The 25452-nt window shown below is 39.6% G+C and carries 27 protein-coding genes and 1 riboswitch; of the genes, 16 read left to right on the forward strand and 11 right to left on the reverse strand.

What is annotated here, in order from left to right:
• The first annotated feature begins 2 nt into the window (after positions 1 to 2).
• From ACM46_RS04755 to ACM46_RS04765, 3 genes are all read left to right on the forward strand, one after another.
• A complete protein-coding gene (locus ACM46_RS04755) occupies positions 3 to 1337 on the forward strand; it encodes a 4Fe-4S dicluster domain-containing protein (RefSeq protein WP_048505423.1) in 1335 nt (444 codons plus the stop codon).
• A gap of 82 nt (positions 1338 to 1419) precedes the next feature.
• Positions 1420 to 2205: a (Fe-S)-binding protein gene (locus tag ACM46_RS04760; protein WP_048505424.1), complete on the forward strand. Its 786-nt coding sequence runs from the start codon at positions 1420 to 1422 to the stop codon at positions 2203 to 2205.
• Between the two features lie 104 nt (positions 2206 to 2309).
• Complete coding sequence (locus ACM46_RS04765; RefSeq protein ID WP_048505425.1) at positions 2310 to 2798, forward strand: hypothetical protein; 489 nt, start codon at positions 2310 to 2312, stop codon at positions 2796 to 2798.
• A gap of 20 nt (positions 2799 to 2818) precedes the next feature.
• Here the strand turns inward: ACM46_RS04765 and ACM46_RS22775 are convergent, their stop codons facing one another.
• Complete coding sequence (locus ACM46_RS22775; RefSeq protein ID WP_053082666.1) at positions 2819 to 3427, reverse strand: acyltransferase; 609 nt, start codon at positions 3425 to 3427, stop codon at positions 2819 to 2821.
• Positions 3414 to 4646: a lipopolysaccharide biosynthesis protein gene (locus ACM46_RS04775; RefSeq protein ID WP_048505426.1), complete on the reverse strand. Its 1233-nt coding sequence runs from the start codon at positions 4644 to 4646 to the stop codon at positions 3414 to 3416. The genes ACM46_RS22775 and ACM46_RS04775 overlap by 14 nt, the downstream gene beginning before the upstream one ends.
• Positions 4647 to 4717: 71 nt before the next feature.
• Between ACM46_RS04775 and ACM46_RS04780 the strand changes: the two genes are divergently transcribed.
• Both ACM46_RS04780 and serS read left to right on the forward strand, forming a co-directional pair.
• Entirely contained in the window at positions 4718 to 5242 is a 525-nt protein-coding gene (locus tag ACM46_RS04780) for a hypothetical protein (protein WP_048505427.1), read from the forward strand.
• Between the two features lie 67 nt (positions 5243 to 5309).
• Positions 5310 to 6578: a serine--tRNA ligase gene (gene serS, locus ACM46_RS04785; RefSeq protein WP_048505428.1), complete on the forward strand. Its 1269-nt coding sequence runs from the start codon at positions 5310 to 5312 to the stop codon at positions 6576 to 6578.
• A 76-nt stretch (positions 6579 to 6654) separates the two neighbouring features.
• Here serS and ACM46_RS04790 read toward each other — a convergent pair whose 3' ends face one another.
• From ACM46_RS04790 to ACM46_RS04830, 9 genes are all read right to left on the reverse strand, one after another.
• On the reverse strand, positions 6655 to 7395 hold the full coding sequence (locus tag ACM46_RS04790) for a hypothetical protein (protein WP_048505429.1): 741 nt from the start codon (positions 7393 to 7395) through the stop codon (positions 6655 to 6657).
• Positions 7396 to 7412: 17 nt separating this feature from the next.
• Complete coding sequence (locus tag ACM46_RS04795; protein ID WP_048505430.1) at positions 7413 to 8171, reverse strand: sulfite exporter TauE/SafE family protein; 759 nt, start codon at positions 8169 to 8171, stop codon at positions 7413 to 7415.
• Positions 8162 to 8614: a FixH family protein gene (locus ACM46_RS04800; protein WP_048505431.1), complete on the reverse strand. Its 453-nt coding sequence runs from the start codon at positions 8612 to 8614 to the stop codon at positions 8162 to 8164. The genes ACM46_RS04795 and ACM46_RS04800 overlap by 10 nt, the downstream gene beginning before the upstream one ends.
• 72 nt (positions 8615 to 8686) lie before the next feature.
• Positions 8687 to 10141, reverse strand: a complete 1455-nt coding sequence (gene ccoG, locus ACM46_RS04805; protein WP_048505432.1) for a cytochrome c oxidase accessory protein CcoG — start codon at positions 10139 to 10141, stop codon at positions 8687 to 8689.
• Positions 10142 to 10235: 94 nt separating this feature from the next.
• Positions 10236 to 11117, reverse strand: coding sequence for a cbb3-type cytochrome c oxidase N-terminal domain-containing protein (locus ACM46_RS04810; RefSeq protein ID WP_048505433.1), 882 nt, complete (start codon positions 11115 to 11117; stop codon positions 10236 to 10238).
• A 10-nt stretch (positions 11118 to 11127) separates the two neighbouring features.
• Positions 11128 to 11328 carry a cbb3-type cytochrome oxidase subunit 3 gene (locus ACM46_RS04815; RefSeq protein ID WP_048505434.1) on the reverse strand — a complete coding sequence of 67 codons (201 nt, stop codon included), beginning with the start codon at positions 11326 to 11328 and terminating at the stop codon, positions 11128 to 11130.
• A gap of 16 nt (positions 11329 to 11344) precedes the next feature.
• Positions 11345 to 13606: a cytochrome-c oxidase, cbb3-type subunit I gene (gene ccoN, locus ACM46_RS04820; RefSeq protein ID WP_048505435.1), complete on the reverse strand. Its 2262-nt coding sequence runs from the start codon at positions 13604 to 13606 to the stop codon at positions 11345 to 11347.
• 5 nt (positions 13607 to 13611) lie between these two features.
• Positions 13612 to 13839, reverse strand: a complete 228-nt coding sequence (ccoS, locus tag ACM46_RS04825) for a cbb3-type cytochrome oxidase assembly protein CcoS (RefSeq protein WP_048505436.1) — start codon at positions 13837 to 13839, stop codon at positions 13612 to 13614.
• Positions 13840 to 13948: 109 nt separating this feature from the next.
• The gene (locus tag ACM46_RS04830; protein WP_048505437.1) at positions 13949 to 16327 is read right to left on the reverse strand and encodes a heavy metal translocating P-type ATPase; all 2379 of its coding nucleotides are present in this window, start codon (positions 16325 to 16327) and stop codon (positions 13949 to 13951) included.
• 88 nt (positions 16328 to 16415) lie between these two features.
• Here ACM46_RS04830 and ACM46_RS04835 point away from each other — a divergent pair, with 88 nt between their 5' ends.
• From ACM46_RS04835 to ACM46_RS04890, 11 genes are all read left to right on the forward strand, one after another.
• The gene (locus ACM46_RS04835) at positions 16416 to 17129 is read left to right on the forward strand and encodes a Crp/Fnr family transcriptional regulator (RefSeq protein WP_034740212.1); all 714 of its coding nucleotides are present in this window, start codon (positions 16416 to 16418) and stop codon (positions 17127 to 17129) included.
• A 63-nt stretch (positions 17130 to 17192) separates the two neighbouring features.
• Entirely contained in the window at positions 17193 to 18008 is an 816-nt protein-coding gene (panB, locus tag ACM46_RS04840; protein WP_048505438.1) for a 3-methyl-2-oxobutanoate hydroxymethyltransferase, read from the forward strand.
• Between the two features lie 3 nt (positions 18009 to 18011).
• Positions 18012 to 18329, forward strand: coding sequence for a hypothetical protein (locus ACM46_RS04845; RefSeq protein WP_048505439.1), 318 nt, complete (start codon positions 18012 to 18014; stop codon positions 18327 to 18329).
• Between the two features lie 3 nt (positions 18330 to 18332).
• Complete coding sequence (locus tag ACM46_RS04850) at positions 18333 to 19016, forward strand: RluA family pseudouridine synthase (protein WP_048505440.1); 684 nt, start codon at positions 18333 to 18335, stop codon at positions 19014 to 19016.
• A 151-nt stretch (positions 19017 to 19167) separates the two neighbouring features.
• Positions 19168 to 19265, forward strand: a riboswitch (TPP riboswitch).
• Positions 19266 to 19323: 58 nt separating this feature from the next.
• Entirely contained in the window at positions 19324 to 19530 is a 207-nt protein-coding gene (gene thiS / locus ACM46_RS04860; protein ID WP_048505442.1) for a sulfur carrier protein ThiS, read from the forward strand.
• A 31-nt stretch (positions 19531 to 19561) separates the two neighbouring features.
• Positions 19562 to 21373: a phosphomethylpyrimidine synthase ThiC gene (gene thiC / locus ACM46_RS04865; RefSeq protein WP_048505443.1), complete on the forward strand. Its 1812-nt coding sequence runs from the start codon at positions 19562 to 19564 to the stop codon at positions 21371 to 21373.
• Entirely contained in the window at positions 21370 to 21960 is a 591-nt protein-coding gene (locus ACM46_RS04870; protein WP_048505444.1) for a thiamine phosphate synthase, read from the forward strand. Before thiC ends, ACM46_RS04870 begins: the two co-directional genes overlap by 4 nt.
• Before the next feature lie 32 nt (positions 21961 to 21992).
• A complete protein-coding gene (locus tag ACM46_RS04875) occupies positions 21993 to 22607 on the forward strand; it encodes a thiamine phosphate synthase (RefSeq protein ID WP_048505615.1) in 615 nt (204 codons plus the stop codon).
• Positions 22604 to 23380, forward strand: coding sequence for a thiazole synthase (locus ACM46_RS04880; RefSeq protein WP_048505445.1), 777 nt, complete (start codon positions 22604 to 22606; stop codon positions 23378 to 23380). The genes ACM46_RS04875 and ACM46_RS04880 overlap by 4 nt, the downstream gene beginning before the upstream one ends.
• Positions 23381 to 23391: 11 nt before the next feature.
• Positions 23392 to 24519 (forward strand): 2-iminoacetate synthase ThiH, encoded by a 1128-nt coding sequence (gene thiH, locus ACM46_RS04885; protein WP_048505446.1) that lies wholly within the window; start codon positions 23392 to 23394, stop codon positions 24517 to 24519.
• Between the two features lie 72 nt (positions 24520 to 24591).
• Positions 24592 to 25302, forward strand: coding sequence for a HesA/MoeB/ThiF family protein (locus tag ACM46_RS04890; protein ID WP_048505447.1), 711 nt, complete (start codon positions 24592 to 24594; stop codon positions 25300 to 25302).
• Positions 25303 to 25452 lie beyond the last annotated feature (150 nt).

The raw sequence follows: 25452 nt of genomic DNA on the forward strand, positions 1-25452 counted from the left end.
GTATGCAGTACATCGATAACATCATTTTTCTGATCTTATTAGTGGCAGGATTTGGTTTGTTTGCCAAAAGTCTGCAAAAGATCTACAGAAATATCAGGTTAGGAAGAGAAATAAACAGGAGCGACAGGAAATCTGAACGCTGGGAAACCATGGCCACAGTGGCGATGGGCCAGAGCAAGATGGGGAAACGCCCTGTAGCCGGTATTCTTCACCTTTTTGTCTATGTAGGTTTTGTTATTATCAATATCGAATTGATAGAAATTATTGTTGATGGAATCTTTGGAACGCACCGTTTCTTAGCTTCCATTTTCGGACATACTTTCTACAACTTCTTCACAGCCACACTGGAAATTCTGGCGTTGCTTGTTGTAATTGGAGTTGTTGTATTTTTCATCAGAAGAAACTTTTACGGGGTTAAAAGACTTACGATGAAAGAACTTTTCGGATGGCCGAAAAATGATGCCAACTGGATTCTTATCATTGAATTTGCCCTGATGATGGCATTCTTCAAAATGAACTCGGCAGATTATATTCTGCAGATGAGAGGAGCTCTTCCGGAACATGGAAGTTTTCCGATCAGCGAAATGACACTGGTTCCGTTTTTAGAGGTTTTCAGTTTTGATAACGGTTTCCTGATGTTCGTTGAAAAAGGAGCCTGGTGGTTCCACTTTGTGGGGATTCTTTTCTTCATGAACTATCTTTATTATTCAAAACATTTACATATTATTCTTGCGTTTCCAAGCACCTGGTATTCAAATCTTGATAAAAAAGGGAAATTCAATAACCTTGATTCTGTTACCAAAGAAATTAAACTCATGATGGATCCTAATGCAGACCCTTATGCCGCTCCGGCTGAAGGTGCAGAAGCAGATGTTCCGTCCAAGTTTGGTGCTGAAGATGTATTTGATCTGAATCAGGTACAGCTGCTTAATGCCTATTCCTGTACAGAGTGTGGAAGATGTACTTCCGTTTGTCCTGCCAATATCACCGGAAAAAAACTGTCTCCGAGACTGATTTTGATGAAAACTAGAGACAGACTGGAAGAAGTAGGCCGAAATATCGACAAGAACGGAAAGTTCGAAGACGATGGCAAGAAACTTCTGAATGATTATATTACCAAAGAAGAACTTTGGGCATGTACCACATGTAATGCATGTACAGAGGCATGTCCCGTACTGCTGGATCCGCTTTCTATTATTTTCGAAATGAGAAGATTCCTCGTGATGGAACAGTCTGCTGCTCCTCAGGAACTCAATCTGATGATGACGAATGTAGAAAACAATGCTGCTCCGTGGCAGTATAACCAGGCAGACCGTCTGAATTGGGCAAATGATTAATTAATGTAACAATGTAAAATAATGTAGCAATGTAGCAATCATTGGTAAACTGGTACATTGACATATTGGTAAATTTGAAAAAATGGATTTCAATATAAAAACAATGGCAGAATATGCTGCCGAAGGAAAATCCCCGGAAGTTTTGTTTTGGGTAGGGTGTGCAGGAAGTTTTGACGACCGCGCCAAAAAAATTACGAAAGCATTTTGCAAGATATTAAATAAAATAAACGTTGAATTTGCAGTTCTGGGACAGGAAGAAAGCTGTACCGGAGATCCTGCGAAAAGAGCCGGAAACGAATTTGTTTTTCAGATGATGGCCCTTACCAACATTGAAGTCCTGAATGCTTACGAAGTAAAAAAAATCGTGACGGCTTGTCCTCACTGCTTCAATACTCTTAAAAATGAGTATCCAAGTCTGGGAGGTCGCTATGAAGTAATTCACCATACCCAGTTCCTTAAAACATTAATGGAAGAAGGAAGACTGAAGATTGAAGGCGGTGCTTTTAAAGGGAAAAAGATCACTTTCCATGATCCTTGCTATCTGGGAAGAGCCAACGATGAATATGAAGCTCCGAGACTTCTTCTTGAAAAACTGGATGCCGAGCTTGTAGAAATGAAGCGTTGCAAAACCAACGGTCTATGCTGTGGAGCAGGAGGCGCGCAGATGTTTAAAGAGCCTGAAAAAGGAAATAAAGACATCAATATCGAAAGAACAGAAGAAGCATTATCTTTCCAGCCTAAAGTTATCGCCACAGGATGCCCTTTCTGTAATACGATGATGACAGACGGAGTAAAACACTTCAACAAAAACGAAGAAGTAGCCGTAAAAGATATTGTGGAACTTCTTGCAGAAGCAGAAGATTTGTAAGAATTACAATAAAAAATACATAAAAACTCAGGCTCAGGCTTGGGTTTTTCTTTATGAGAAACTCAGGAATATTTCTTAATTTTATACTTTAAAATTGACAGGATATGAAAATTGAAGAATCCAGTATAGTAGAAACCAACGACTACAGAGTCATTATATACCCCGCATCAAGACCTTTTGAAACCAAAGAGGCCAAAGCCATTACCGAAAAGCTATTCGATTTTCTGGCCACCTGGGCTGCACACGGAAAACCACTTGCTTCATCATTTAAAATTGAAAAAAATCAATTTATCATCGTATGTGTGGATGAAGAGAAAGAAATGGCTTCAGGATGCAGTATTGATGCCTTAGGGAAGATTATGCGTGAAATAGATGAGCAGTATCAGCTAGGTCTTTTCGACAGGATGAAGGCCAGCTTCGTGCAGAATGAAGAAGTAAAGACTCTGAAACTTCAGGAATTTAAATCTCAGCTGAGAAGCGGTGAGCTGCCGAAAGACATTCAGGTATTTGATTTTTCTAAAAATACGTATCTGGACTTTTTAAGCCATTTCCTTCTGCCATTGGAGAAAAGCTGGGCAGCAGGGATCGCTTAACAGAATAAAAAAATAATCAATCAGAACTTTAAATTGAGGCCTTCAGGCAATTTTCTGTTGAAAATAGTCTTCGTAAAGTCTTCAATATAAGGTTCTTTTTGTTTGATTACCTTACATGGATTTCCAACCGCTATGGAATTGGAAGGAATATCTTTGGCCACAATAGAACCGGCTCCTATCACTACATTATCCCCGATATTCACTCCCGGAAGAATGACAGAGTTAGTCCCTACAAAAACATTATTCCCTATAACAATTGGGCCGCATTCGTCATGAATACTGTGGTCGTTGTGATTATGGTTGGCAGATATCAGTGAAGTCCCTGCCCCGAAACCTACATTATTTCCAATGATAATCCCGTTATTTGCCTGAATGTAGATGTTGGGATTGTCTCCCGGATCGCACATAATTCCCTTCTTAATTTTTGTATGATTTCTTACTTCTGAGGTAAAATGAACCGGCCAGGGAACATTTCCGTTAATTCTCAGTATTTTTTGAGGAACCAGATAATGGAAAAAGAGAACATGCGGAAGCATATACTCATATTTCTGGCGGTAATACTGCGGATAGAAAAAATTATTAATTCTATGGAAAATCTGGTATTCAATAAACTTTTTAATCGGATTCATTTTTCTTCAGAATAAACATGATGTAAAAATACAAAAATCCGTAGCCTAAAAACAAAAACAGGGAAAAAACACCCACCAGATAAGATATTCCTTTTTCTCTTCCGATGAAGATCGCCGCGATATTGGCCAGAAAAAGATAGATGTTAAAAACCAGAGCTACATTGTTTCGCTTTAAGATGGTAAGAATATCTGCAATGGGATTGATAAGACTGCGGGTAAGATATCCGAAGGACATCAGGAAGATAAACAACCCCAGATGCTCCCAGTTTTTATTGAAAAACATTTTCAGGAGAGGAATCCCGGCTACATTCACCAGGATGTACAAGGCGAAAATAATGTAAAAATTCATTAAGCTCATCTTTTTGGTATATGCAAACAGTTCGCTTCTGCTTCGGCCTCTGTTGTTAAGCTCTGCAGCTCTCGGATAATAGACCGTAGCGATGGAAGAGGAGATCAGGAGAAGCGGTACAGACATGATTTTTACGGTTAAAGAATATTCTCCCAGCAGCGAATCTGCAAAATAAAGAGAAATCAGAATCGGCATGATATTATTGCCTAAAGCATTGATGAGCGTAGAAGGATAAGAATATTTAAAAAGCTCCGGACGTGTTTTTGCATGGGCTATATAACGCTTCATATCCGGTTTTACAAAATATTTTCTGGAATAATACAGTGCAGCAAGAAAAGCCACAATATAGCCAATAAAACTGCCGATTACCAGCCCGTTTTCAACCTTAATGAAGACAAACAGGACCTGAAAAAGAAAGCTGACCACAGAATCGATGATGGTAAGTACCGAAACCAGTTTGAACAGCTTTTTTTTGGCCAACAGAAATTTAGCATTATTGGTGATCAAATAAATAAAGCCTGTGAAAATTCCGAGGAACAAAATATCCTTCGGCACATGAAAAGGAATGAATACCAGAAATAAGGCTAAAACCGTAACTCCTGCTGAAATAATAAGGGCTGCACTGAAATTGTTATTCACATCCTTATCGTTGCCTTCCAGCATGATCATATGTTCCTGTGCAAGGCTCAGTACAACAGTAAATATGCTCATAATACTCAGATAGATACTGAAGATGCCGTATTCTGAAGAACCGTAATATTTAGCCAGCAAAAGACCTCCGATCACCAAAACAAACTTGGAAATAAAGTTTCCTTTAAAGATGGTGGTGATGTGGCTGCCGTTTAATCTTCTGAGTTTGTTTAAAAACATGGTAAAATATTACGAGAACAAATATATAATTATACATTTGCATAAAAAAGATTATTGAAAATTAACGAAAGATGAAAGGCAAGCTAAATCATATTTTCATACTTAAACTGATAGCGGTTCTTTTTATAACCGTTTCATGCGGAAGTGATGAAGATTCTTTACAGAGAATTGATCAGATCACGAATTTCTACATGAAAAATACAGCGGGACAGGATCTTCTGAACGCGAAAAAAGCCGGATCTTTTACCAGCTATTCCGTAAATGATAATAATGGATTGACAGATTCAGCGCCGGTATCTATTCCTCTTAAAATGACTACGGATTCTCTATACTATTTTGAATATATCAGAGGAGCAAGAAGAGTGATTCTGGATTCTGTAAGTCCGGAGAATAAAACCTATCGTTCGAATTTAACGTTCTCTCTTAACAGAACGGTCAATGGCCAGGCTGTTACAGTTACAGATGTTATGGAAATCCGCTACCGATGGACCCCTTCATTATTTCAGGTTTCTGAGGTTCTTTACAATAATCAGGTCGTATTTACCAAAGGCGCAGATGAACCCAATGCGATAAATACCTTTACTATCATAAAATAATTCTAAATTTGTAAAACTGTTAGCTTAGTATTTAAGTTTAACATCTAATATTTAACATCTAAATAAAATGTTACAAGTCAATTTTTTACGCGACAATAAAGAACGCGTTTTAGAAGGTCTTCAGAAAAGACAATTCAAGAATCTTGGGTTGGTAGACGACGCTGTTGCTGCCGACGACGAAAGAAAAAGAATTCAGTTTGAATTAGATTCCCAGCTTTCCGAAATCAACAAAATCTCCAAAGAAATCGGACTTTTGATGAAAGAAGGAAAAAAAGAGGAAGCGGAATCTGCAAAATCTAAAACAGCACAATTCAAAGAATCGAGTAAAGAACTGCAGTCCCAATTAGATGTAACGGAAAAAGCTTTACTGGATATTCTATACCAGATTCCAAATGTGCCTTACGAATTGGTAAAAAGCGGATCTTCTGCGGAAGACAACGAAAATATTTACCAGTCTCACGATGTGGCAGGACTTGGAGAAGGAGCTATTCCTCACTGGGAATTGGCCAAAAAATATAATTTGATTGATTTTGAACTTGGCGTGAAGATCGCCGGTGCCGGATTCCCTGTTTATCTGGGTAAAGGGGCAAGACTTCAGAGAGCTTTGGTTCAGTATTTCTTAGACAAAAACGTTGAGAAAGGGTATATGGAAGTAAATCCTCCTCACGTTGTGAATGAAGCTTCAGGATATGGAACCGGGCAGCTTCCGGATAAAGAAGGGCAGATGTATCATATTGGTTTAGATGATCTGTATCTGATTCCTACGGCAGAAGTTCCGGTAACCAACCTATACCGTGATGTATTGCTGGAAGAAAGAGATCTTCCTATTAAAAATACGGCATTCTCTCAGTGCTACAGAAGAGAAGCGGGAAGCTACGGAGCTCACGTAAGAGGATTGAACCGTCTTCACCAGTTTGAAAAAGTAGAGATTGTAAGACTTGAAAAGCCTGAAAACTCTTATGTTGCTTTAGAAGAAATGGTAGAACACATCAAGGAAATTCTTACAGATCTTGAACTTCCGTTCAGAGTATTGAGACTTTGCGGTGGAGATATGGGATTCACTTCAGCCATGACTTATGACTTTGAAGTATGGAGTGCAGCTCAGGAAATGTGGCTGGAAGTAAGCTCTGTATCTAACTTTGAAACTTTCCAGGCCAACCGTCTGAAATGCCGTTTCAAAACGGATGGAAAATCTCAGCTGGTGCATACCTTGAATGGTTCTGCAATGGCTCTTCCAAGAATTATGGCGGCGTTGCTTGAAAACAACCAGACTGCGGAAGGAATTAAACTTCCTAAGAAAATTGCAGAATATGCGAGATTCGATCTGATTAGCTAGAATAGATTTCTCTATCATAAATAATCCCCTTCCAGAACTGGAAGGGGATTTTTGTATGTTAAACGTAACAGGAATTCTATTCAGTGACGATCACAATGGTTTTATCAGCATTTTTAAACTTGGTTTCCGGATCGTACAGGGCTTTAATATCGTAGCTGATTCTTATGGTGTAATTGTCAATCTGCTTTACCCAGTCGTGTTTTCCGGTGATGGATTTGATTTTGTTTTCAAACTTCAGCGTGGTTCCGACGCTTTTGAAAAACATACTGATCATGCCTTCTATCTTTTCGGCTTCGTCTTTTGAGGTTTTGCTTCTCAGGGTTTCCTCAATATTTTTAAGATTTAAATTTTCTGTGTTTACGGTTAATGTTTTTCCGTCCCAGTTATTAAAAATATTCTGGTCCAGCGGAAGTTTTTCCTTTTTGTTGTAGCTGCTTAGAAATTGATAGTCAGCTTGTGTGAAATGATCCATTTTAAAAGAAAATCCTGCGAGTTCATTATTTTCTTTATTGGTTCTTACAAGAAATTTTTTCATGATTCTTACGGAGTCCGGATCTTTAGTCTCCTTTTTTCCTTGCTGTTTCTGGAAATCAAACAGACTTGTCCAGGTTGTCGGGAGCTGATCCAATTCACCTAATCCTTTCTGCTGTTCCAGAGAATCAGGAGTCATGGCTTTCATTTCGGCTATAAATTGCTTCATATCGATATCTGTCACAGAGGTAGAGGCAGAATCTTTGTGGTATACAATTTCAGAATTAATAGAACACGACTGCAATACAAAGAGAGCAGCAGTGAATAAAAAAAGTATTTTTTTCATGGAATTAGTTAGTTGTATTAATGACAGTTTGTAGAACTGTGATCGTGTCCTTCAATATGACAGTTGGCGCCATTATGATCTTTGGAAATGGTCATGGCTTCAGCTCTCGGAGAAATGTAAGGAATTCCCAGTTCAAGACCTCTGAGGATGAACAATCCTCCCAGAATAATCATAATTACCGGGACTGCTTTTAAAACCTTTACCCTGAAAGCCTGATTCATGAGGTTTCCGGCCAGAACTACAGCAAACATGAATGGAAGGGTTCCCAATCCGAATAAAGCCATATATGAAGCTCCCTGCCATATTCCTCCGCTTGCCAGGCTGGCGGTAAGAGCCATATACACCATTCCGCAAGGCAGAAAACCATTAAGGATTCCGGTTGTAAATCTAGAGCGGTAATCCGCTTTCTGCAAAAGTCTTCCCAAATTCGATTTTACGGAAAACAGAAATTTAGAAAGAAAAGGAATTCTGGAAGCGAAATCTTTTCCGCCAAATGAAAACAAAGCCATAATGATCAGAAGAACTCCTGCGATAATCGTAAGATACTGCTGAAAACCTGCCATCTCAAAACCTTCGCCCACAATCCCCAGAATCGCTCCCAATAAAGAATAGGTGAAAATCCTACCGAACTGATACGTGAGATTCTGAAGATAGAAATTAGTCGCCTGTTTTTTTGTCAATCCCATCGATAAAGCAATAGGTCCACACATTCCGATACAGTGAAAACCGGAAGCGAATCCTAATGCAATTGCCGATAAAATGAGTCCTATTTCCATATCACATCATAATCCATTCTATAGTCTGCCTTATCTTTTGTCCACATCAGTCTAAGGGTATAGTTTCCTACTTTCAACACCTGTGCAGGTATCACGAAAGTCTGATCGGCGCTAAGCTGTACAGATTTTTTTATGTCTAAATTCTGGTCGTCGGTTCTGTTTAAAACAAATTTTACCGTAGTATTGGTATTGTTATAGTCTTTTGGAAAAGTGATCTTGATTCCGCTTTTTTCCTGACTGTATGCAGGTTTTTCCTGTAAATCATCAGCTCTTTTTTTAGCATCAATAACGTCCTGGTATTTCAGCTCCTCTTCATAATAATTATCGGTTACCATTTCTGAATTCTTCTGCCCGTTCGGGAAAAGAAAAAGCATGGATAATATAAAAACAATGAATGCAAATAATGCAATTACAACACCGTGTCCCCAACTAAAGTTTTTCATTTCTTCCGGATTTTTATTTTTTATGGTTGTAAGACGACTTCATGATTTTTTAATGATGAAGTCGTCTTAAGATTAGAATTGTAGTTTGAAAGGTCCTTCGAAGTACGTCTGATAAGAATCGACAAGCTTGCCTTTCATATCATAAACTCCGATGGTAATATTTTGTTTGGAAAGTTTCATATCATTTTCAGGGAAGCTGATATTGATGGTTCCTTTCGAGATTTTATCCCTGTCTACCTGAATCTTGCTGGAAGCACTGTAGGTAATTTCTCCGTGTGCAGGCTCCAGTACTTTGATGGTAACGATTTTCTTATCGTTGGTCTTATTAAGGAAAGTGTAATTGTAAGTGTTGGTGATTTTTCCGTCTCTTACAAAGAAGGTACTTCCTGCAGGCTTAATGAATTTGGCTTCCATTTCACCTCTGCTGTAAAGAAGGAATCCTAAAAATCCTACCAATAAAACAAGAACCACAGCAAAACCTTTCATTCTTCCTGTAAACTTGAACTCAGTTTGATTTTCAATTTCGTTCTCAGAAGCATATCTTACCAATCCTTTTGGAAGGCCTACTTTTTCCATTACCTCGTCGCAGGCATCAATACAGGCTGTACAGTTTACACATTCCAGCTGCTGCCCGTCACGGATATCAATTCCTGTAGGACATACCACTACACACTGCTGACAGTCTATACAGTCGCCCTTTCCTGCTGCCTTACGGTCTTCGCCTTTTCTCCATTTGGATCTGTTTTCCCCTCTTTTGAAATCGTAGAAAACATTGATGGTGTCTTTATCAATTAAAACGCCCTGCAATCTTCCGTATGGACAAACCAATGTACAAACCTGCTCTCTGAACCAGGCAAATACAAAGTAGAATGCAGAAGTAAAGAGCACCATAATGATGAAATTGGTAGGATGGGCAAACGGTCCTTCAGAAATAATTCTGAATATTTCCTGGTACCCGACAATATACATCAGCATAAAATGGGTAATAATTAGGGAAATAACAACGTAAACTGTCCATTTAAGGCTTCTTTTCCAGATTTTCTCGCTATTCCATTCCTGTCTGTCCAGCTTCATCTGCTTGTTTCGGTCACCTTCAATAAGATATTCAATTTTACGAAAGATAGATTCCATAAAAATTGTCTGAGGGCATATCCACCCGCAGAAAATTCTTCCGAATGCAATCGTAAAAATGATAATAAAAATTAAAGACGCGATAGCACCTAAAGTAAGGATAAAAAAGTCCTGTGGATAGAAAGGCTGTCCGATAATGAAAAACTCCCTATCAATAACGTTGAATAAAAAGAAAGGATTTCCATTGACCTTGATGAAAGGAACAACGAAATAAATAATCAATAAAACATAACTTACAATGTTTCTATAGTTGGTGTATTTCCCTTTTGGTTTCCTCGGAAATACCCATTTTCTTTTACCGGATTGCTCCATTGTCCCTATAGAATCTCTGTAAGTCTCAGGGTCCAGAACCTGTCCCTGTCCGCCGCGTACTTCTATTTCTTCTATGTCTGACATTTGTACTATGTTTTAAAAAAGAAAAAACATAATTCGTTACTATTTTAATCTAATAACAAATTATGTTTTTTCATATGTTTCTAATCTTTTAAAATTATTCTTTTTCCCAATGCGCTTCGGTTCCCTGAGGAGCTGCTCCTCCCTGAGCCTGCGTCACCGGTGGTTTTTCCTGATTGATGTGATATACATACGCTGCAATCTTCTCAATTTCTGCTCCGGAAACTTCTCCGTTCTTACCAAATGCTCTCATCGCAGGGTTAGTAGGAGAACCATTCCAGTCCATGTGGAAAACAGTTTTAAATAGAGTCTTCTCCGGCTGGTTGATCCAATAGTTATCCGTAAGGTTTGGACCTATACCACCACTACCGTCTTCTTTGTGACAAGATGCACAGTTGGTTTTGAATAGTTCTTTTCCATCTGCAATATTGTCAGCAGAGTATTTTGCAGTTTCTATCGTTACAGGAGGCTGGTTCTTTTCATATTCAGCAATGCTTGCCATCTGTTCTTTATATTCCTGCTCATACTCGCTCAACGGGTGTGCGAAATCTGTGAAAGAGTAAGCTGCGATATATACAATACAAAAAGCAGTCCCAAAATAGAATAATCCTACCCACCATTTCGGAAGCTGATTATCCAATTCCATAATCCCGTCGAAACCGTGGTCGATAAGGATGTCTTTTTCCTCTGTAGCAGACTGTTTTTTGAAAGCACTGTCGTACATTCTTCTAAGGAAAGGAATTTTCTTTTCCGCAAGATAAGCTGCCTTTTCTTCCGGAGATAATTTTTTGAATTTATTGTTTTCAATCAAATCTCCGATAGCGCTGTGGATGTAGGCTAAAATACCACTGATTACCACAGTTCCCCAGAAATAAGGTGAAGCTAGGAACGAGTAGCTTTGTACAAACAAATAATAAAAAACTATTAGAAGTCCAGTTATTATTAAGATGTTTACAACAACAGGTGTTCTTTGTTTCATAATAAATAGTTTAATTTTTTAAATTAAAATCGTCATCCCCATCATCCCCAAGCGGTGCTTCTTCTTCCTCTTTGTAATATTTTTTAGGCCTGCTAAAAACATAGATTACCAGAGCTATGAAGAACAGCATAAAGAAAATCAGAGCCAGCGTCTGGTAAAGACCAGCGTTTTCTGTATTGGATAATATATCTTTAAAGTTCTGAGGAATCATGTGAACCTTTTAATGTTTAGTTAGTACTTGCTGTTTTTATTTCTGTAGTCTTGATATCTGTTCCTAATCTCTGAAGATAAGAGATAAGAGCTACAATCTCTTTTTTCTCCAATTCTCCCTGAGGTCTCTTGGCATATGCTACTTTAAGGTCATTCGCTTCAGAGAAAATATCTTTTACAATCTTTGTTGCCTGGTTATTCGCCCAAGTGTTGGCAGAATCTATTTCAGCTTTCGTATAAGGAACGTCAAATGCATTCTTCATAAGCTTCATTTTGTCCACCATTTTAGATCTGTCTAAGTTATTAGCAATCAACCAAGGGTAACGCGGCATGATAGAACCTGCAGAGGTAGATCTTGGGTTGTACATGTGCTTATAGTGCCAAGAACTTGGGTTTTTCCCTCCTTCTCTATGTAAATCCGGTCCTGTTCTCTTAGAACCCCATAAGAATGGTCTGTCATAAACGAATTCTCCTGCTTTGGAATACTGTCCGTTCTTACCGTTGAATCTGGTGATCTCATCTCTGAACGGTCTGATCATCTGAGAGTGACAAGCGTTACATCCTTCACGGATATAAAGATCTCTACCTTCTAATTCAAGTGGTGAATAGGGTTTTACAGCTGAAATCGTAGGTACACTTTTCTTTAAAGACAGTGTAGGAATAATTTCAATTGAACTACCGATGGAAATCGTGAAGAAAGATAAAATACCTAATAATAAAGGCATTCTTTCAAGCCATAGGTGAGTTCCTTCTCCTTCTTTACGTTTGTTTCCGATATTAGCCAATGCAGGTGCTTCAGCAGGTACTTCTTTCTGGAATGAACCTTGTCTTACCGTAGCAATTACGTTAACGATCATCAAGATAGATCCTGAAATATAGAACAGACCTCCAACGAATCTCATTTTGAAATAAGGGATAATCGCAGTTACGGTATCCAACCAGTTTTTCCATAATAGAGTTCCGTCCGGGTTGAACTGCTTCCACATTAATCCTTGTGTAAATCCGGAAATATACATTGGTACTGCATAGAAAATAATTCCTAATGTCCCTAACCAGAAGTGCCAGTTAGCTAATTTTACAGACCATATTTTTGTTCTCCACATAATTGGTACCAGATAGTAGATAACCCCGAATGCCATGAAACCATTCCATCCTAGAGCTCCTAAGTGTACGTGACCGATAACCCAGTCTGTAAAGTGACCAATTTTGTTGATGTTTTTTGTTGCCAATAGCGGACCTTCAAATGTCGCCATACCGTAACATGTTACAGCTACTACGAAGAATTTCAGGATAGGGTTTTCCCTTACTTTATCCCATGCTCCTCTCAGCGTAAGAAGACCGTTTAGCATTCCTCCCCAGGATGGTGCGATAAGCATGATAGAGAAACCTGTTCCCACAGCCTGTGCCCATGCAGGAAGTGCTGTATACTGAAGGTGGTGAGGACCAGCCCAGATATATACGAAAATTAATGACCAGAAGTGAATAATAGACAGTTTATAAGAGAAAACCGGTCTGTCTGCTGCCTTCGGAAGGAAGTAATACATCAAACCAAGAACCGGAGTTGTCAATACGAATGCTACCGCATTGTGTCCGTACCACCATTGTACAATAGCGTCTTTTACCCCTGCGTAAGCCGAATAAGATTTCCAGCCTGTGAAAGATAAAGGAACTTCAAGATTGTTGAAGATGTGAAGCATTGCTACTGCAATCCATGTTCCGATGTAGAACCAGATCGCTACATAAAGGTGTCTTACTCTTCTTTTTGAAATCGTCAGGAACATGTTGATCCCGAAAATAATCCATGAGAACGCAATCAATATGTCGATCGGCCACTCGTGTTCAGCATATTCTTTAGAGGTATTGATCCCCATAAAGAAGGTAACGAACGTAGCAACGATCATAAACTGCCAAGTCCAGAAATGTAACCATGACAATGTATCACTGTACATTCTTGTTTTTAATAATCTCTGTAATGAGTAATAAATACCGGTATAAACGATATTACATACAAATGCAAAGATCACGGTATTGGTATGAAGCATTCTGATTCTACCAAAACCAAATGCACCATGAGTGTTTATTAACCCTTGAATATTGCCTGATGCAAGACTCTTGATGGTTGTATCATCAGTACCGAATAAAAATTCCGGCAATTCCGGGTAGAAAAGCATTAATGCCGCCGTAAGCCCGAACGTAAATCCTATAAGACCGAAAACTAAGGTCGCATAAAGGAACGCACGGACAATACTGTTGTCATAACTAAACTTTTGTGTTTCCATATCAACTATTCACTTTTTTCTTCAATTTTATTATTCTCTCCTATTTTTTTCTCGTCTTTATCTTTGTTGCCTGATTCATCCTTTTCCTTGATTTCTCCATTATCAAAAAGGATTCTGACAGCCGGAGATTCATCATCTTCAAACTGTCCTTTTCGGGCATACACTATAAATACGACCAAGAAAATCGCAGCTAAGGAAACACTGCAGAGGATCATTAAATATAGAATATCCATTGGACAACAAAATTAACCTATTTTCGGGGTTCAAATTTAGTGAAAAATAATGACATTCATCACGAAATGCCGATTTCAGCTAATTTAAAATCAGTCTAAATAAGGGCTTCTACGCCTGTTTTTTAAAATGTTTTCTGCCCAAAATCCAGGTGGAAAGAGTAGTGAATGTAACCACAGTGATGGAACTGATTGGCATGATGATTGCTGCGAAGAGCGGATGCATATGGCCTGTAACTGCGTAACTTAAACCGACAATATTGTAGAGAAAACTGATTATGAATGTCATTTTTACAATGGTAATCGACCCTTTGCAGACATTCAGGTACTTGTCTAAAGTAACGACTTTATCACCGTTCATAATCACATCCGAAGAAGGCGTAAAGCTGTTTGTATCATCGGCAATAGCAATCCCCACATTGCTCTGTTTAAGGGCTCCGGCATCATTAAGACCATCTCCCAGCATCGCTACTTTCATGTGCTGATCCTGAAGGTTTTTGATGTAATTAAGCTTGTCTTCAGGGCTTTGGTTGAAAGCCATTCCATGGTAGTTAGGGATAAGTTCTTTAAGCTGGTTTTCCTCAGAAGAATTATCACCGCTCAGGATAAATATCTTGTATGTGCTGAGTTTGGTAAACAGTTCTTTTAATTTCGGACGGTATTCGTTTTTGAAAATGAATTTCCCGACAAACTCGTCATTTTTGCTGATGTAAACTGCTGTTTCAAGATTCTTAGGTTCCTGATTATTATAGCGTGCAGAGCCAATTTTATAAAGGTTTCCTCTTACGTTCGCCTCATATCCTTTTCCTGAAATTTCCTGGAAATTCTCAACCGTGAAATAGTCGTCATTTACCTCAATGAATTCATATAAAGACTTCGAAAGAGGGTGGTTGGAGTTCTTCAGCAGGGTTTTGATGTTCAACTGATCAAAATTATTGATTTCAGTTCCCTCGTATCTGATATTGGATTTTTTTCTGTGCGTGATGGTTCCTGTCTTATCAAAAACAATAGTATCCAGTTTTGCGATCTTCTCAATCGTTAAAGTATCTTTTACGTAAAATTTATTACGGCCCAGAATCCTCATAATATGCCCGAATGTAAACGGAGCAGACAATGCCAGTGCACATGGACACGCGATAATCAGAATTGCTGAAATAACCTGGAACATCACATTCAGATCAATAAATGCCCAATAAGTTCCTGAAACTGCAGCGATGCCTAAAATGATGAATGTGAAATACTTGCTGACGTTGTTGGTCAATGTGTCAAGACCTGTTTCATGTTTTTTGAAGGCTTCCTTGTTCCAAAGCTGTGTCAGATAACTTTGATCAACATCTTTAATGACTTCAAGCTCCAGAGAGGAGCCAATCTGCTTTCCACCTGCAAAAATTTTATCGCCGGGCTGCTTGCTGATGCTTTCGCTTTCTCCCGTAATAAAACTGTTGTCGATATTTCCTTCCCCGTTGATCAGAATAGCATCTACCGGAATGATTTCCTGATTTCTCACAAGAATTCGGTCACCCACTTTAATTTCAGAAAGAAGGATGTTGTCCTGTTTTCCATCGAAATCTACTTTCGTAACGGCAATAGGATAGAAGGATTTGTAATCTCTGTCGTAAGATAATGCGCTGTAGGTTCTTTTCTGGAAGATTTTCCCCATCAGCATGAAGAACAGAAGACCGCATAATGTATCAAAATAACCCGGTCCGTAGTCTGTGACCACTTCATAAATACTTCGTCCGAAAAGAACAAAGATTCCGAGAACAATAGGAACGTCAATGTTAACGATCTTGTTTTTCAGACCATACCATGCCGATTTATAATAATCCGAGGCAGAGTAAAATACAACAGGGCAGGCCAGCAGGAACATTAAAGTCCTGAAAAGCCCCTTGTAATGCTCCATCCAATAGTCTTCACCACCCACATATTCAGGGAAAGCCAGGAACATTCCGTTTCCGAAGGCAAAGCCTGCAATGGCAAATTTGATCAGAAGAGATTTGTCGAGATGATCTACATTTTTATCGGCTGTTTCAAGGCTGATAACGGGTTTGTAACCGAGATTGGTTAAAAAATTAGCGAGTTCGCTTAATTTCAGGTCATTATGATTGAATGAAATCTGTAGGGTCTTTCTGGTGAAATTCACCTGGGAATAATGGATGTGATCGTTCAGCGTATGAAGACTCTCTAGAAGCCAGATGCATGATGAACAGTGAATTACAGGGATCTTAAATGTGACAAGACTGGTGTTTCCTTCTGAGAAATCCGTGATCTTTTCGAAGATTTCCGGAGTATCAAGGTATTCGAACTGGGAAGAACTTTCATCACTGGGACGGATTCCGGCCCTTTTATTAAGCTCGTAAAAATTAGTTAAATTATTGATATTCAGAATTTCGTAGACAGACTTACATCCGTTGCAACAGAAAGTCTTTTCATCAAACAAAATTCTCTCTTTTTCTATCCCTTGACCACAATGAAAACAGTTCTCGCTCACCACATAATATATTGAACTACAAAATTATAACAATTTTTTTTGTTTATCGTGTTAAAAAGTTCTATTTTTGTGATAAATGTCATATAAAATGTCGCAGGAACAACAGATTGCAATTGAAGAGAGGTTCGCCAGAGTTTTTAATGATAAATCATTTAAGGAAAGACTTTCTAGCACTGATTTTGAAAAATATATTAACGGCAAGAAAAAATTGAGTTTTCAAAAGCACGACACTATTTTTGAAGACGGAGAAACTCCAAAAGGGGTGTTCGTCCTGGAAAAAGGGGCAGCTAAACTTTCAAAGTCCGGAGCTTTTGGAAAGGACCAGATTTTGAGATTTATCAAAGAGGGGGACATCATCGGCTATCGTTCATTGCTTTGCGGGGAAAATTTCCAGGCAAAGGCTGAGGCTATGACGGATATTGAATGCATTTTCCTTCCCGCAGACATCTTCATGTATCTTTTGGAAGTAGATCCGCAGCTTTCTTTTGCCATGCTTCAGAAAATCTCCTATGAATTGGGTGAATCATCCAATACCATTACCTTCCTGGCACAGAAAACAGTAAGAGAGAGACTGGCAGAAATTCTGATCCTTCTGGAACAGAAACTGGGAGTAGATCCTGAAGGGTTTATCAAAATCTCGCTTACCCGCGAAGAAATTGCCAACATCATCGGTACTGCTACAGAAAGTGCCATCCGTCTGATTTCCGAGTTCAAACAGGACAGTCTTATTGAAGTAGACGGAAGAAATATCAAAATTCTCAACCACGACAAGCTCATGAAACTGGGCCACGTAGTTTTATAAAAATCATACCAAAATTTAAGTCGGCGAAAGCCGACTTTTTAACTTTTAAACAATAGATACATTATGTCTGTTCATTCTGAAATTAAAAAAGTTACCACTGAAACCTTGCGTAAAATGAAATTCGACAAGGAAAAGATAACCATGCTTACGGCATACGATTTTACCACCGCTAAAATGGTAGATGCAGGAGGAGTTGATGCCATCTTAATAGGAGATTCCGCAGCTAATGTTATGGCGGGTTTTGAGACCACTTTGCCTATTACTTTAGATCAGATGATTTATCATGCTCAAAGCGTTGTTCGTGGAGTAGACAGAGCTTTGGTTATTGCCGATCTGCCTTTTGGTTCTTATCAGAGCAATCCGGAAAAGGCACTGGAATCTGCTGTAAGAATGATGAAAGAAGGAGGTGCACATGCCGTGAAAATTGAAGGAGGTAAGGAAATTTCAAAATCTATTAAAAAAATTGTGAATGCCGGAATTCCTGTGATGGGACATTTGGGATTAACCCCACAGTCCATCTATAAATTCGGAACCTATAAAGTAAGAGCGAAAGAAGAAGCCGAAGCTGAAAAATTGATCAGCGATGCACAGCTTTTGGAAGAACTTGGATGTTTCTCAGTTGTTTTGGAAAAAATTCCTGCTGATTTAGCCAAAAAAGTATCAGAAAGTATTTCCATTCCTACAATAGGTATTGGAGCGGGTGCAAACTGTGACGGGCAGGTTCTTGTATATCACGATATGGTTGGTATGAACCAGGGATTCAGCCCGAAATTCCTTAGAAGATACCTTGACCTTTACACAGAAATTACAGGAGCTGTGGCTCAATATGTAAAAGATGTGAAAAGTGTGGACTTCCCTAATGAAAATGAAAGCTATTAATCCATGAAAGGACAACAACAATCTATCCAGGGAATTTTATCCATAGCGGCTCTGATCTGCATGGCAATAGGGTGGTTTAACGTATTTTCGCCTGAGATCAACCATCTACTTTCCGGAAAAGTTTTTTACATACTGATAGGAGCGAGTTTCTTTATTCAGGCGCCTTTGCTTACCAATAAAAATTTCATGTACGCGATGTATGCGGCGGCTGGAGCCTGTGTATTGGGAGCATTCCTTCCCGCGGACTCTAAGCTTTCCGCACTTAAAACCATAGGACTTTTGGCCGGAGTTATCCTTTCGATATCCAACAGACGTCAATAATGAATTATGGAGGAACAGATTGTATATGAAGACAACCATCTGCTGGTCGTCAACAAAAAGGTAGGGCAGCTTGTTCAGGGTGATAAAACCGGAGACGAGTCCTTACTGGAATCCATTAAGAATTTTATAAAGAAAAGAGATGCTAAGCAGGGAAATGTTTTTCTCGGCTTAGTTCACCGTATAGACCGTCCAACTTCGGGTCTGGTTATTTATGCTAAAACTTCCAAAGCGCTTTCCCGCCTTACTCAGATGGTGAAAAATAGAGAAGTCAAGAAAACCTATTGGGCTGTGGTCGGAAAAGAAATGATTCCTCAGAGCCAAAGACTTATTCATTATTTAAAGAAAAACGAAAAAACCAATAAGGCCATCGTTTTCCCGAAAGTTACAGAAGGAGCAAAAGAAGCAATCCTGACGTATCATGTCATCAAGACTCTGGATAATTATATGCTTTTGGAAATTGATCTTGAAACGGGAAGACATCACCAGATCCGCGCGCAGCTATCCAAAACCGGAATTCCGATAAAAGGAGATCTGAAATACGGGGCCCCGAGGTCCAATCCTGATGGAGGAATCAATCTGCATGCAAGAAAACTGGAATTTATCCATCCGGTTACCAAAGAAGAAATGTTGATTACAGCCCCGGTTCCACAGAATGATGCGATTTGGAGAGCCTGTGAAGAGCAATAGAATTTTAAACTTCATCTTTACAGCTGACTTTCAGCAAATTTTAAATAGAAATAACGATCAAAATAATTAAGGCCTTTTCAATACTGAGAAGGTCTTTTTTGTTTCTGATAAAATTCAGATTTTGCGTATTTCAAAAAAATACCTACCTTCGTCACAACTTTAGGGGTGTCTGTAAAACTACAGACTGAGACTTTACCCTTTGAACCTGATCTGGATGATACCAGCGTAGGGAAAAGTAAATGACTTTTGCTGTACATTCTATTGTACAATAAGAGCCATTCCTAAAGTATATAAAAAACAATTAGGAATGGAGCTTACAATCAACCACACAACGAAAACATTTGAAGTACTTCCCGACAATCTGGAAGCACTCATGGCTATGGAGATACCCGATAAGAAAAAAGGAATTGCCGTAGCGGTCAACAACCGTATTATTCCACTGTCCGCCTGGGCAGAAACTTCTCTCAAAGACAAAGATTCAGTTTTAATTATTACCGCCACTCAGGGTGGATAGTCCTCATTTAATTTAATCATAAAAAATACTTATGGCTCATTCAATCACATGTTCGCCATTTCCGAACGCCAAAAAAATTTATGTTGAAGGGAAAATACACCCGATCAGCGTAGCAATGCGTGAAATTCATCTCAGCCCTACACGCCTTACCAATGGGACACTGGAAGAAAATCTGCCGGTAACCATTTATGATACTTCGGGGCCTTATACGGATGAAAACGCATCAATAGATATTATGAAAGGCCTTCCCAGAATCCGTGAACAGTGGATTCTGGATAGAAAAGATGTAGAAATCCTGACTGGAATTACCTCAGAATACGGAAAAGCCCGCCTTGCAGATTCCCGCCTCGATGAACTGCGTTTTGCTTACGACCACAAACCCAAAGTAGCCAAAGAAGGATTGGAGCTTACCCAGCTTTATTATGCAAAACAGGGAATCATCACCCCTGAAATGGAATACGTAGCCATTCGTGAGAACCAAAGGATTGAACAATTGGACACCGCTCCAAAAGAAATGGCATTTCAGCATCCGGGAAACAGTTTTGGTGCCCTTACCCCAAAAGGAAAGATCACTCCGGAATTTGTAAGAGACGAAATTGCCGCCGGAAGAGCAATCATTCCGAACAACATCAATCATCCTGAAAGCGAACCCATGATTATCGGCCGTAATTTCCTGGTTAAAATTAATGCCAACATCGGCAACAGTGCAGTATCCTCAAGCATTGAAGAAGAAGTGGAAAAAGCCGTTTGGGCCTGCCGTTGGGGGGCAGATACCATTATGGATCTCTCCACGGGAAAAAATATCCACGAAACCAGAGAATGGATCATCAGAAACAGCCCGGTTCCCATTGGGACGGTTCCTATTTATCAGGCACTGGAAAAGGTGAAGGGAGTTCCTGAAGACCTTACCTGGGAAGTATTTAAAGATACACTTATCGAGCAGGCAGAACAGGGAGTTTCTTATTTTACCATCCATGCAGGGGTATTATTAAGATACATTCATCTTACCGTGAAAAGAGTAACGGGAATTGTGTCCAGAGGAGGCTCTATTATGGCAAAATGGTGTCTGTATCATCATAAAGAAAACTTTTTGTACACGCATTTTGAGGAGATCTGCGAGATTATGAAAAAATATGATGTGGCTTTCTCCCTGGGAGACGGTCTTCGTCCGGGATCTATTGCAGATGCCAATGATGCCGCACAGTTTGCAGAACTGGAAACTTTAGGTGAACTCACCAAGATCGCATGGAAACATAATGTACAGGTCATGATCGAAGGGCCGGGCCACGTACCGATGCATATGATCAAAGAAAATATGGACAAGCAGCTGGAAGAATGCCATGAAGCACCGTTTTATACTTTAGGGCCGTTAACAACAGATATCGCACCGGGTTATGATCATATTACTTCCGGAATCGGAGCAGCCATGATTGGATGGTTCGGATGCGCCATGCTTTGCTACGTAACCCCGAAAGAACATTTGGGTCTTCCGAACAAAGAAGATGTAAAAGTGGGGGTGATTACTTACAAACTTGCTGCCCATGCTGCCGATTTGGCTAAAGGACATCCCGGAGCTCAGTACAGAGATAATGCATTAAGTAAAGCAAGATTTGAATTCAGATGGGAAGATCAGTTTAACCTGTCTTTGGATCCGGATACGGCAAGAGCTTATCACGACGAGACACTTCCCGCAGAAGGAGCTAAAATTGCCCATTTCTGTTCTATGTGCGGTCCAAAATTCTGTTCCATGAAAATTACTCAGGAGATCCGGTATTCCGCAGAAAAAGGAATGCTGGACAAATCGCAGGAATTTATCGAAAAAGGAAAAGAGATTTATATATGATCCTGGTGATTACTCCCGAAACACTCCTGAAAAATGAAACAGACATCATCAATGAGATGTTTCGTGAAGGATTGGATCTGCTTCATATAAGAAAACCTGTAATCAACCGGGAGGAAATGAAAACCTTTCTGGATGGTATTCACAGCGAATTTTACGATCAGCTAGTTTTACACGGATATTATGATCTGGGGACAGATTATACAGTTGCCAGACTTCATTTTAGGGAAGCAGATCGTTTAGCAGGAAATTATAAGCCTTATGCGGATAAAAATATCATATCTACTTCAGTACATGATATTGAAACTTTTAACGAGCTGGGAAAAGAGTGGGAGTATGCATTTATAAGTCCCTTTTTTCCAAGTATTTCCAAAAAAGGCTACGGTCTGGATTCTTCCATTATGGAGGATGTCAAACGAAATGCTAATCCGGATGTTAAGCTAGTTGCTTTGGGAGGAATCAACGAAAATAATATTGACAAGGTTTTTGAGAACGGAGCAGATGGAGCCGCTCTTCTAGGAGGAATATGGGAAAGTGATGAGCCGCTCAATGCGTTCAAAAAATGCAGAAAGAAAGTCCTTTTATCATAGAAAAAATCAAAGATCATTCAGTTGAATTAATAATGGAAAAATTACAATACATATCACAGGGACAGACAAGACATGAACAGGAACTGAATATTCGTGCTGCGCTGGATAATGGAATACAATGGATACAGGTTCGCTGGAAAAATGCCTCGGAAAAAGAATTGACGGAGCTCTGTACAATTTCACAGCAGCTTTGTTCAGAATATGGCGCAGTTTGCATCATCAACGATCATGTTCAGATCGCCAAAGAGATAGATGCGGATGGTGTTCATCTGGGGTTAGGCGACTTGTCAATCAGCATTGCCAGAGATATTCTGGGGAAAGATAAGATCATAGGAGGAACTGCCAACACCCTGACACATGTGATCCAAAGAATAGACGAGCAGTGCGATTATATTGGTCTTGGTCCATTGAGATATACAGCAACAAAGGAAAAACTAAGTCCGGTCTTAGGATGGGAAGGCTATCAGAATATCATTACATCTTTAAATGAAAAATCCATAGCCATTCCGAAAATATTTGCCATAGGAGGTGTTAAGCTTCAGGATATAGAACAGCTCCAGCAGATCGGGATATACGGAGTTGCGGTATCCGGTGAAATTACAAACCAGCCCTCTGTAATCAGTGAATTTAGAAAAACAATGATATGAATAATCAAAAATTAAAAATAGCGGACAGAATATTCGAATCCAGACTCTTCCTCGGAACCGGAAAATTCGGAAACCTTAATGAAATGGCTACCTCTGTAACCGCTTCAGGAACAGATATGGTGACTATGGCACTGAAAAGAATAGATTCCGGTGCAGCAGAAGACGGATTACTGGATTCGTTAAAAGAAACAAACGTTCATCTTCTTCCCAACACTTCCGGAGCCAGAACGGCAAAAGAAGCGGTATTGGCCGCCCAGCTAGCAAGGGAAGCACTGGAAACCAACTGGGTAAAACTGGAGATCCATCCCGATCCCAAATACCTTCTTCCCGATCCTATTGAAACATTATATGCTACGGAAGAACTGGCTAAACTTGGTTTTATCGTGATGCCTTACATTCATGCGGATCCTGTTTTGTGCAAACGCCTTGAAGATGCCGGAACAGCCGTAGTAATGCCTTTAGGAGCTCCCATTGGAACAAACAAAGGCCTGAGAACATTAGATTTTCTGGAAATCATTATCAGCCAGAGCAATGTTCCGGTTGTGGTAGATGCCGGAATCGGGGCTCCTTCAGATGCTGCAAAAGCAATGGAAATGGGGGCTGATGCTGTTCTTGTAAATACGGCGATTGCGGTGGCACAAAACCCGGTGAATATGGCTTTGGCCTTTAAAGAAGGAGTGATTGCAGGAAGAAGAGCTTTCGAATCAGGCTTGGGAGCCATTGCAAATCATGCCGAAGCATCAAGTCCGCTGACGTCTTTCTTGTTTGAATAATTGGTGAATAAATGAAGAGCTTTAAAGATATTTTCGAACGCTATCATTGGGATGAGATAAAAGCCAGACTCGGTGAAATCACCCATGCAGACGTACTTGCCAGCCTGCATAAGAAAAATAAAACGCTGGATGATTTCCTGAATTTACTTTCCCCCGCAGCAGCACAGGAACTGGAACTAATGGCCAGAATGACCCGCCAGCTCACCCAGAAGCGTTTCGGGAAAACTATTCAGCTTTACGCACCCATGTATCTCAGCAACGAATGCCAGAATATCTGTACCTATTGCGGTTTCAGCCTGGATAACAGTGTAAGACGGAAAACCCTTTCCGATACAGAAGTGATGGTGGAAGCCTCCGTTCTGAAATCTATGGGTGTGAATCATGTACTTCTGGTGAGTGGTGAAGCCAATAAAACAGTTGGAACTTCCTACTTTCTGAATGCGGTTCGTCTCTTGAGACCTCATTTTGCCAATATTTCAATAGAAGTACAGCCTTTATCGGAAGAAGAATATCTGCAGCTGCATCAGGAAGGCGTTTATTCGGTTTTGGTCTATCAGGAAACCTACCATCAGGAAGTCTATAAAGAATACCATCCCAAAGGAAAAAAATCAAACTTTCATTTCAGGATGGATACACCGGATAGGATTGGAAGAGCAGGTATTCATAAAATCGGACTTGGAGTTCTTCTTGGGCTTGAAGACTGGCGCGTAGACAGCTTTTTTAATGCTCTTCATATTGATTATCTCCAGAAACACTACTGGAAGAGCCGTTTTTCAGTATCGTTTCCCAGACTGAGACCTGCGGAAGGGATCATTGAACCCAACTTTATTATGGAAGATAGAGATCTGCTTCAGCTTATCTGTGCTTACAGAATATGGAATGAAGACCTGGAAATCTCAATATCCACCAGAGAAAACGAAAAATTCAGAGATCATATTATATCATTGGGAGCCACGTCGATGAGTGCTGCTTCCAAAACAAATCCCGGAGGTTATGCGGTAGATGTTGAATCTTTGGAACAGTTTGAAACCAGCGACGAGCGCAGCATGGAAGAGGTGAAAAACAGCATCAGAAAAGCAGGCTACGATCCTGTGATGAAGGACTGGGATCCTGCGTACAGTGGTTTTTTTAAACATTAAGCCATTAAGGATATATCTTAATATTCCTTCATAGCTTAAAAAAACTTAATGGTTAAAAGCATATAATTTAGAATGAAAAGCGAAGATATTTTTGCAAGATACAGCCGGCAGATATTCATCGAAGAAATTGGGTTGGAGGGACAGAAGAAAATCAGGTCGTCCAAAGTATTGGTCATTGGAGCAGGTGGCTTAGGAAGTCCCGTCATTCAATACCTTGCCGCTGCAGGAGTAGGAACTTTGGGAATAGCAGATTTTGATGAGGTGGAGCTTCACAACTTAAACCGCCAGATTATTCACAATGAAAATACAGTCGGGGCTTCTAAGATAAACAGTGCCGAACTTTTTGTGAAAAACCTGAACCATCATGTCGATGTGATAGGGATTAATCAAAAAATAGATCATTCAAATGCGGAAGAAATACTTTCGCAATACGATATTATTGCAGATGGTTCCGATAATTTTACGTCCAGATATTTAATTAATGATACCTGTGTGAAACTGGGAAAACCTTTAGTTTACGGAAGTATTTTGGCCTTTTCGGGACAAACCACCGTATTTAATTATAAAGGAAGTAAAAACCTGAGAGATCTCTTTCCGGAACCTCCTTTTGATGAAGACATCCCTGATTGTGACAGTCTTGGAGTATTGGGAGCATTGCCGGGTATTGTAGGAAGCATGATGGCGATGCAGACTTTAAAGATCATCACCGGACTTCCGGTACCTTCAGATCAGCTCACCCTCATCGACACCCTGAACTGGAGATTCCAGACCCTGGATTTTTAACTGTTTAATCATCAAATCCCCAAATACACTTCATTTTTCCAGCTTGTATTTCCTTGTTAAGCGTCAGCGCCCTTGTTTACCTTAAATCCGGGATTATATCAAAAAACCTTTGTGTATCCTTGCGATAAATAAAAAAATAAGGCCGTAAAA

Source organism: Chryseobacterium angstadtii, from assembly GCF_001045465.1.
GTDB classification, from domain to species: domain Bacteria; phylum Bacteroidota; class Bacteroidia; order Flavobacteriales; family Weeksellaceae; genus Chryseobacterium; species Chryseobacterium angstadtii.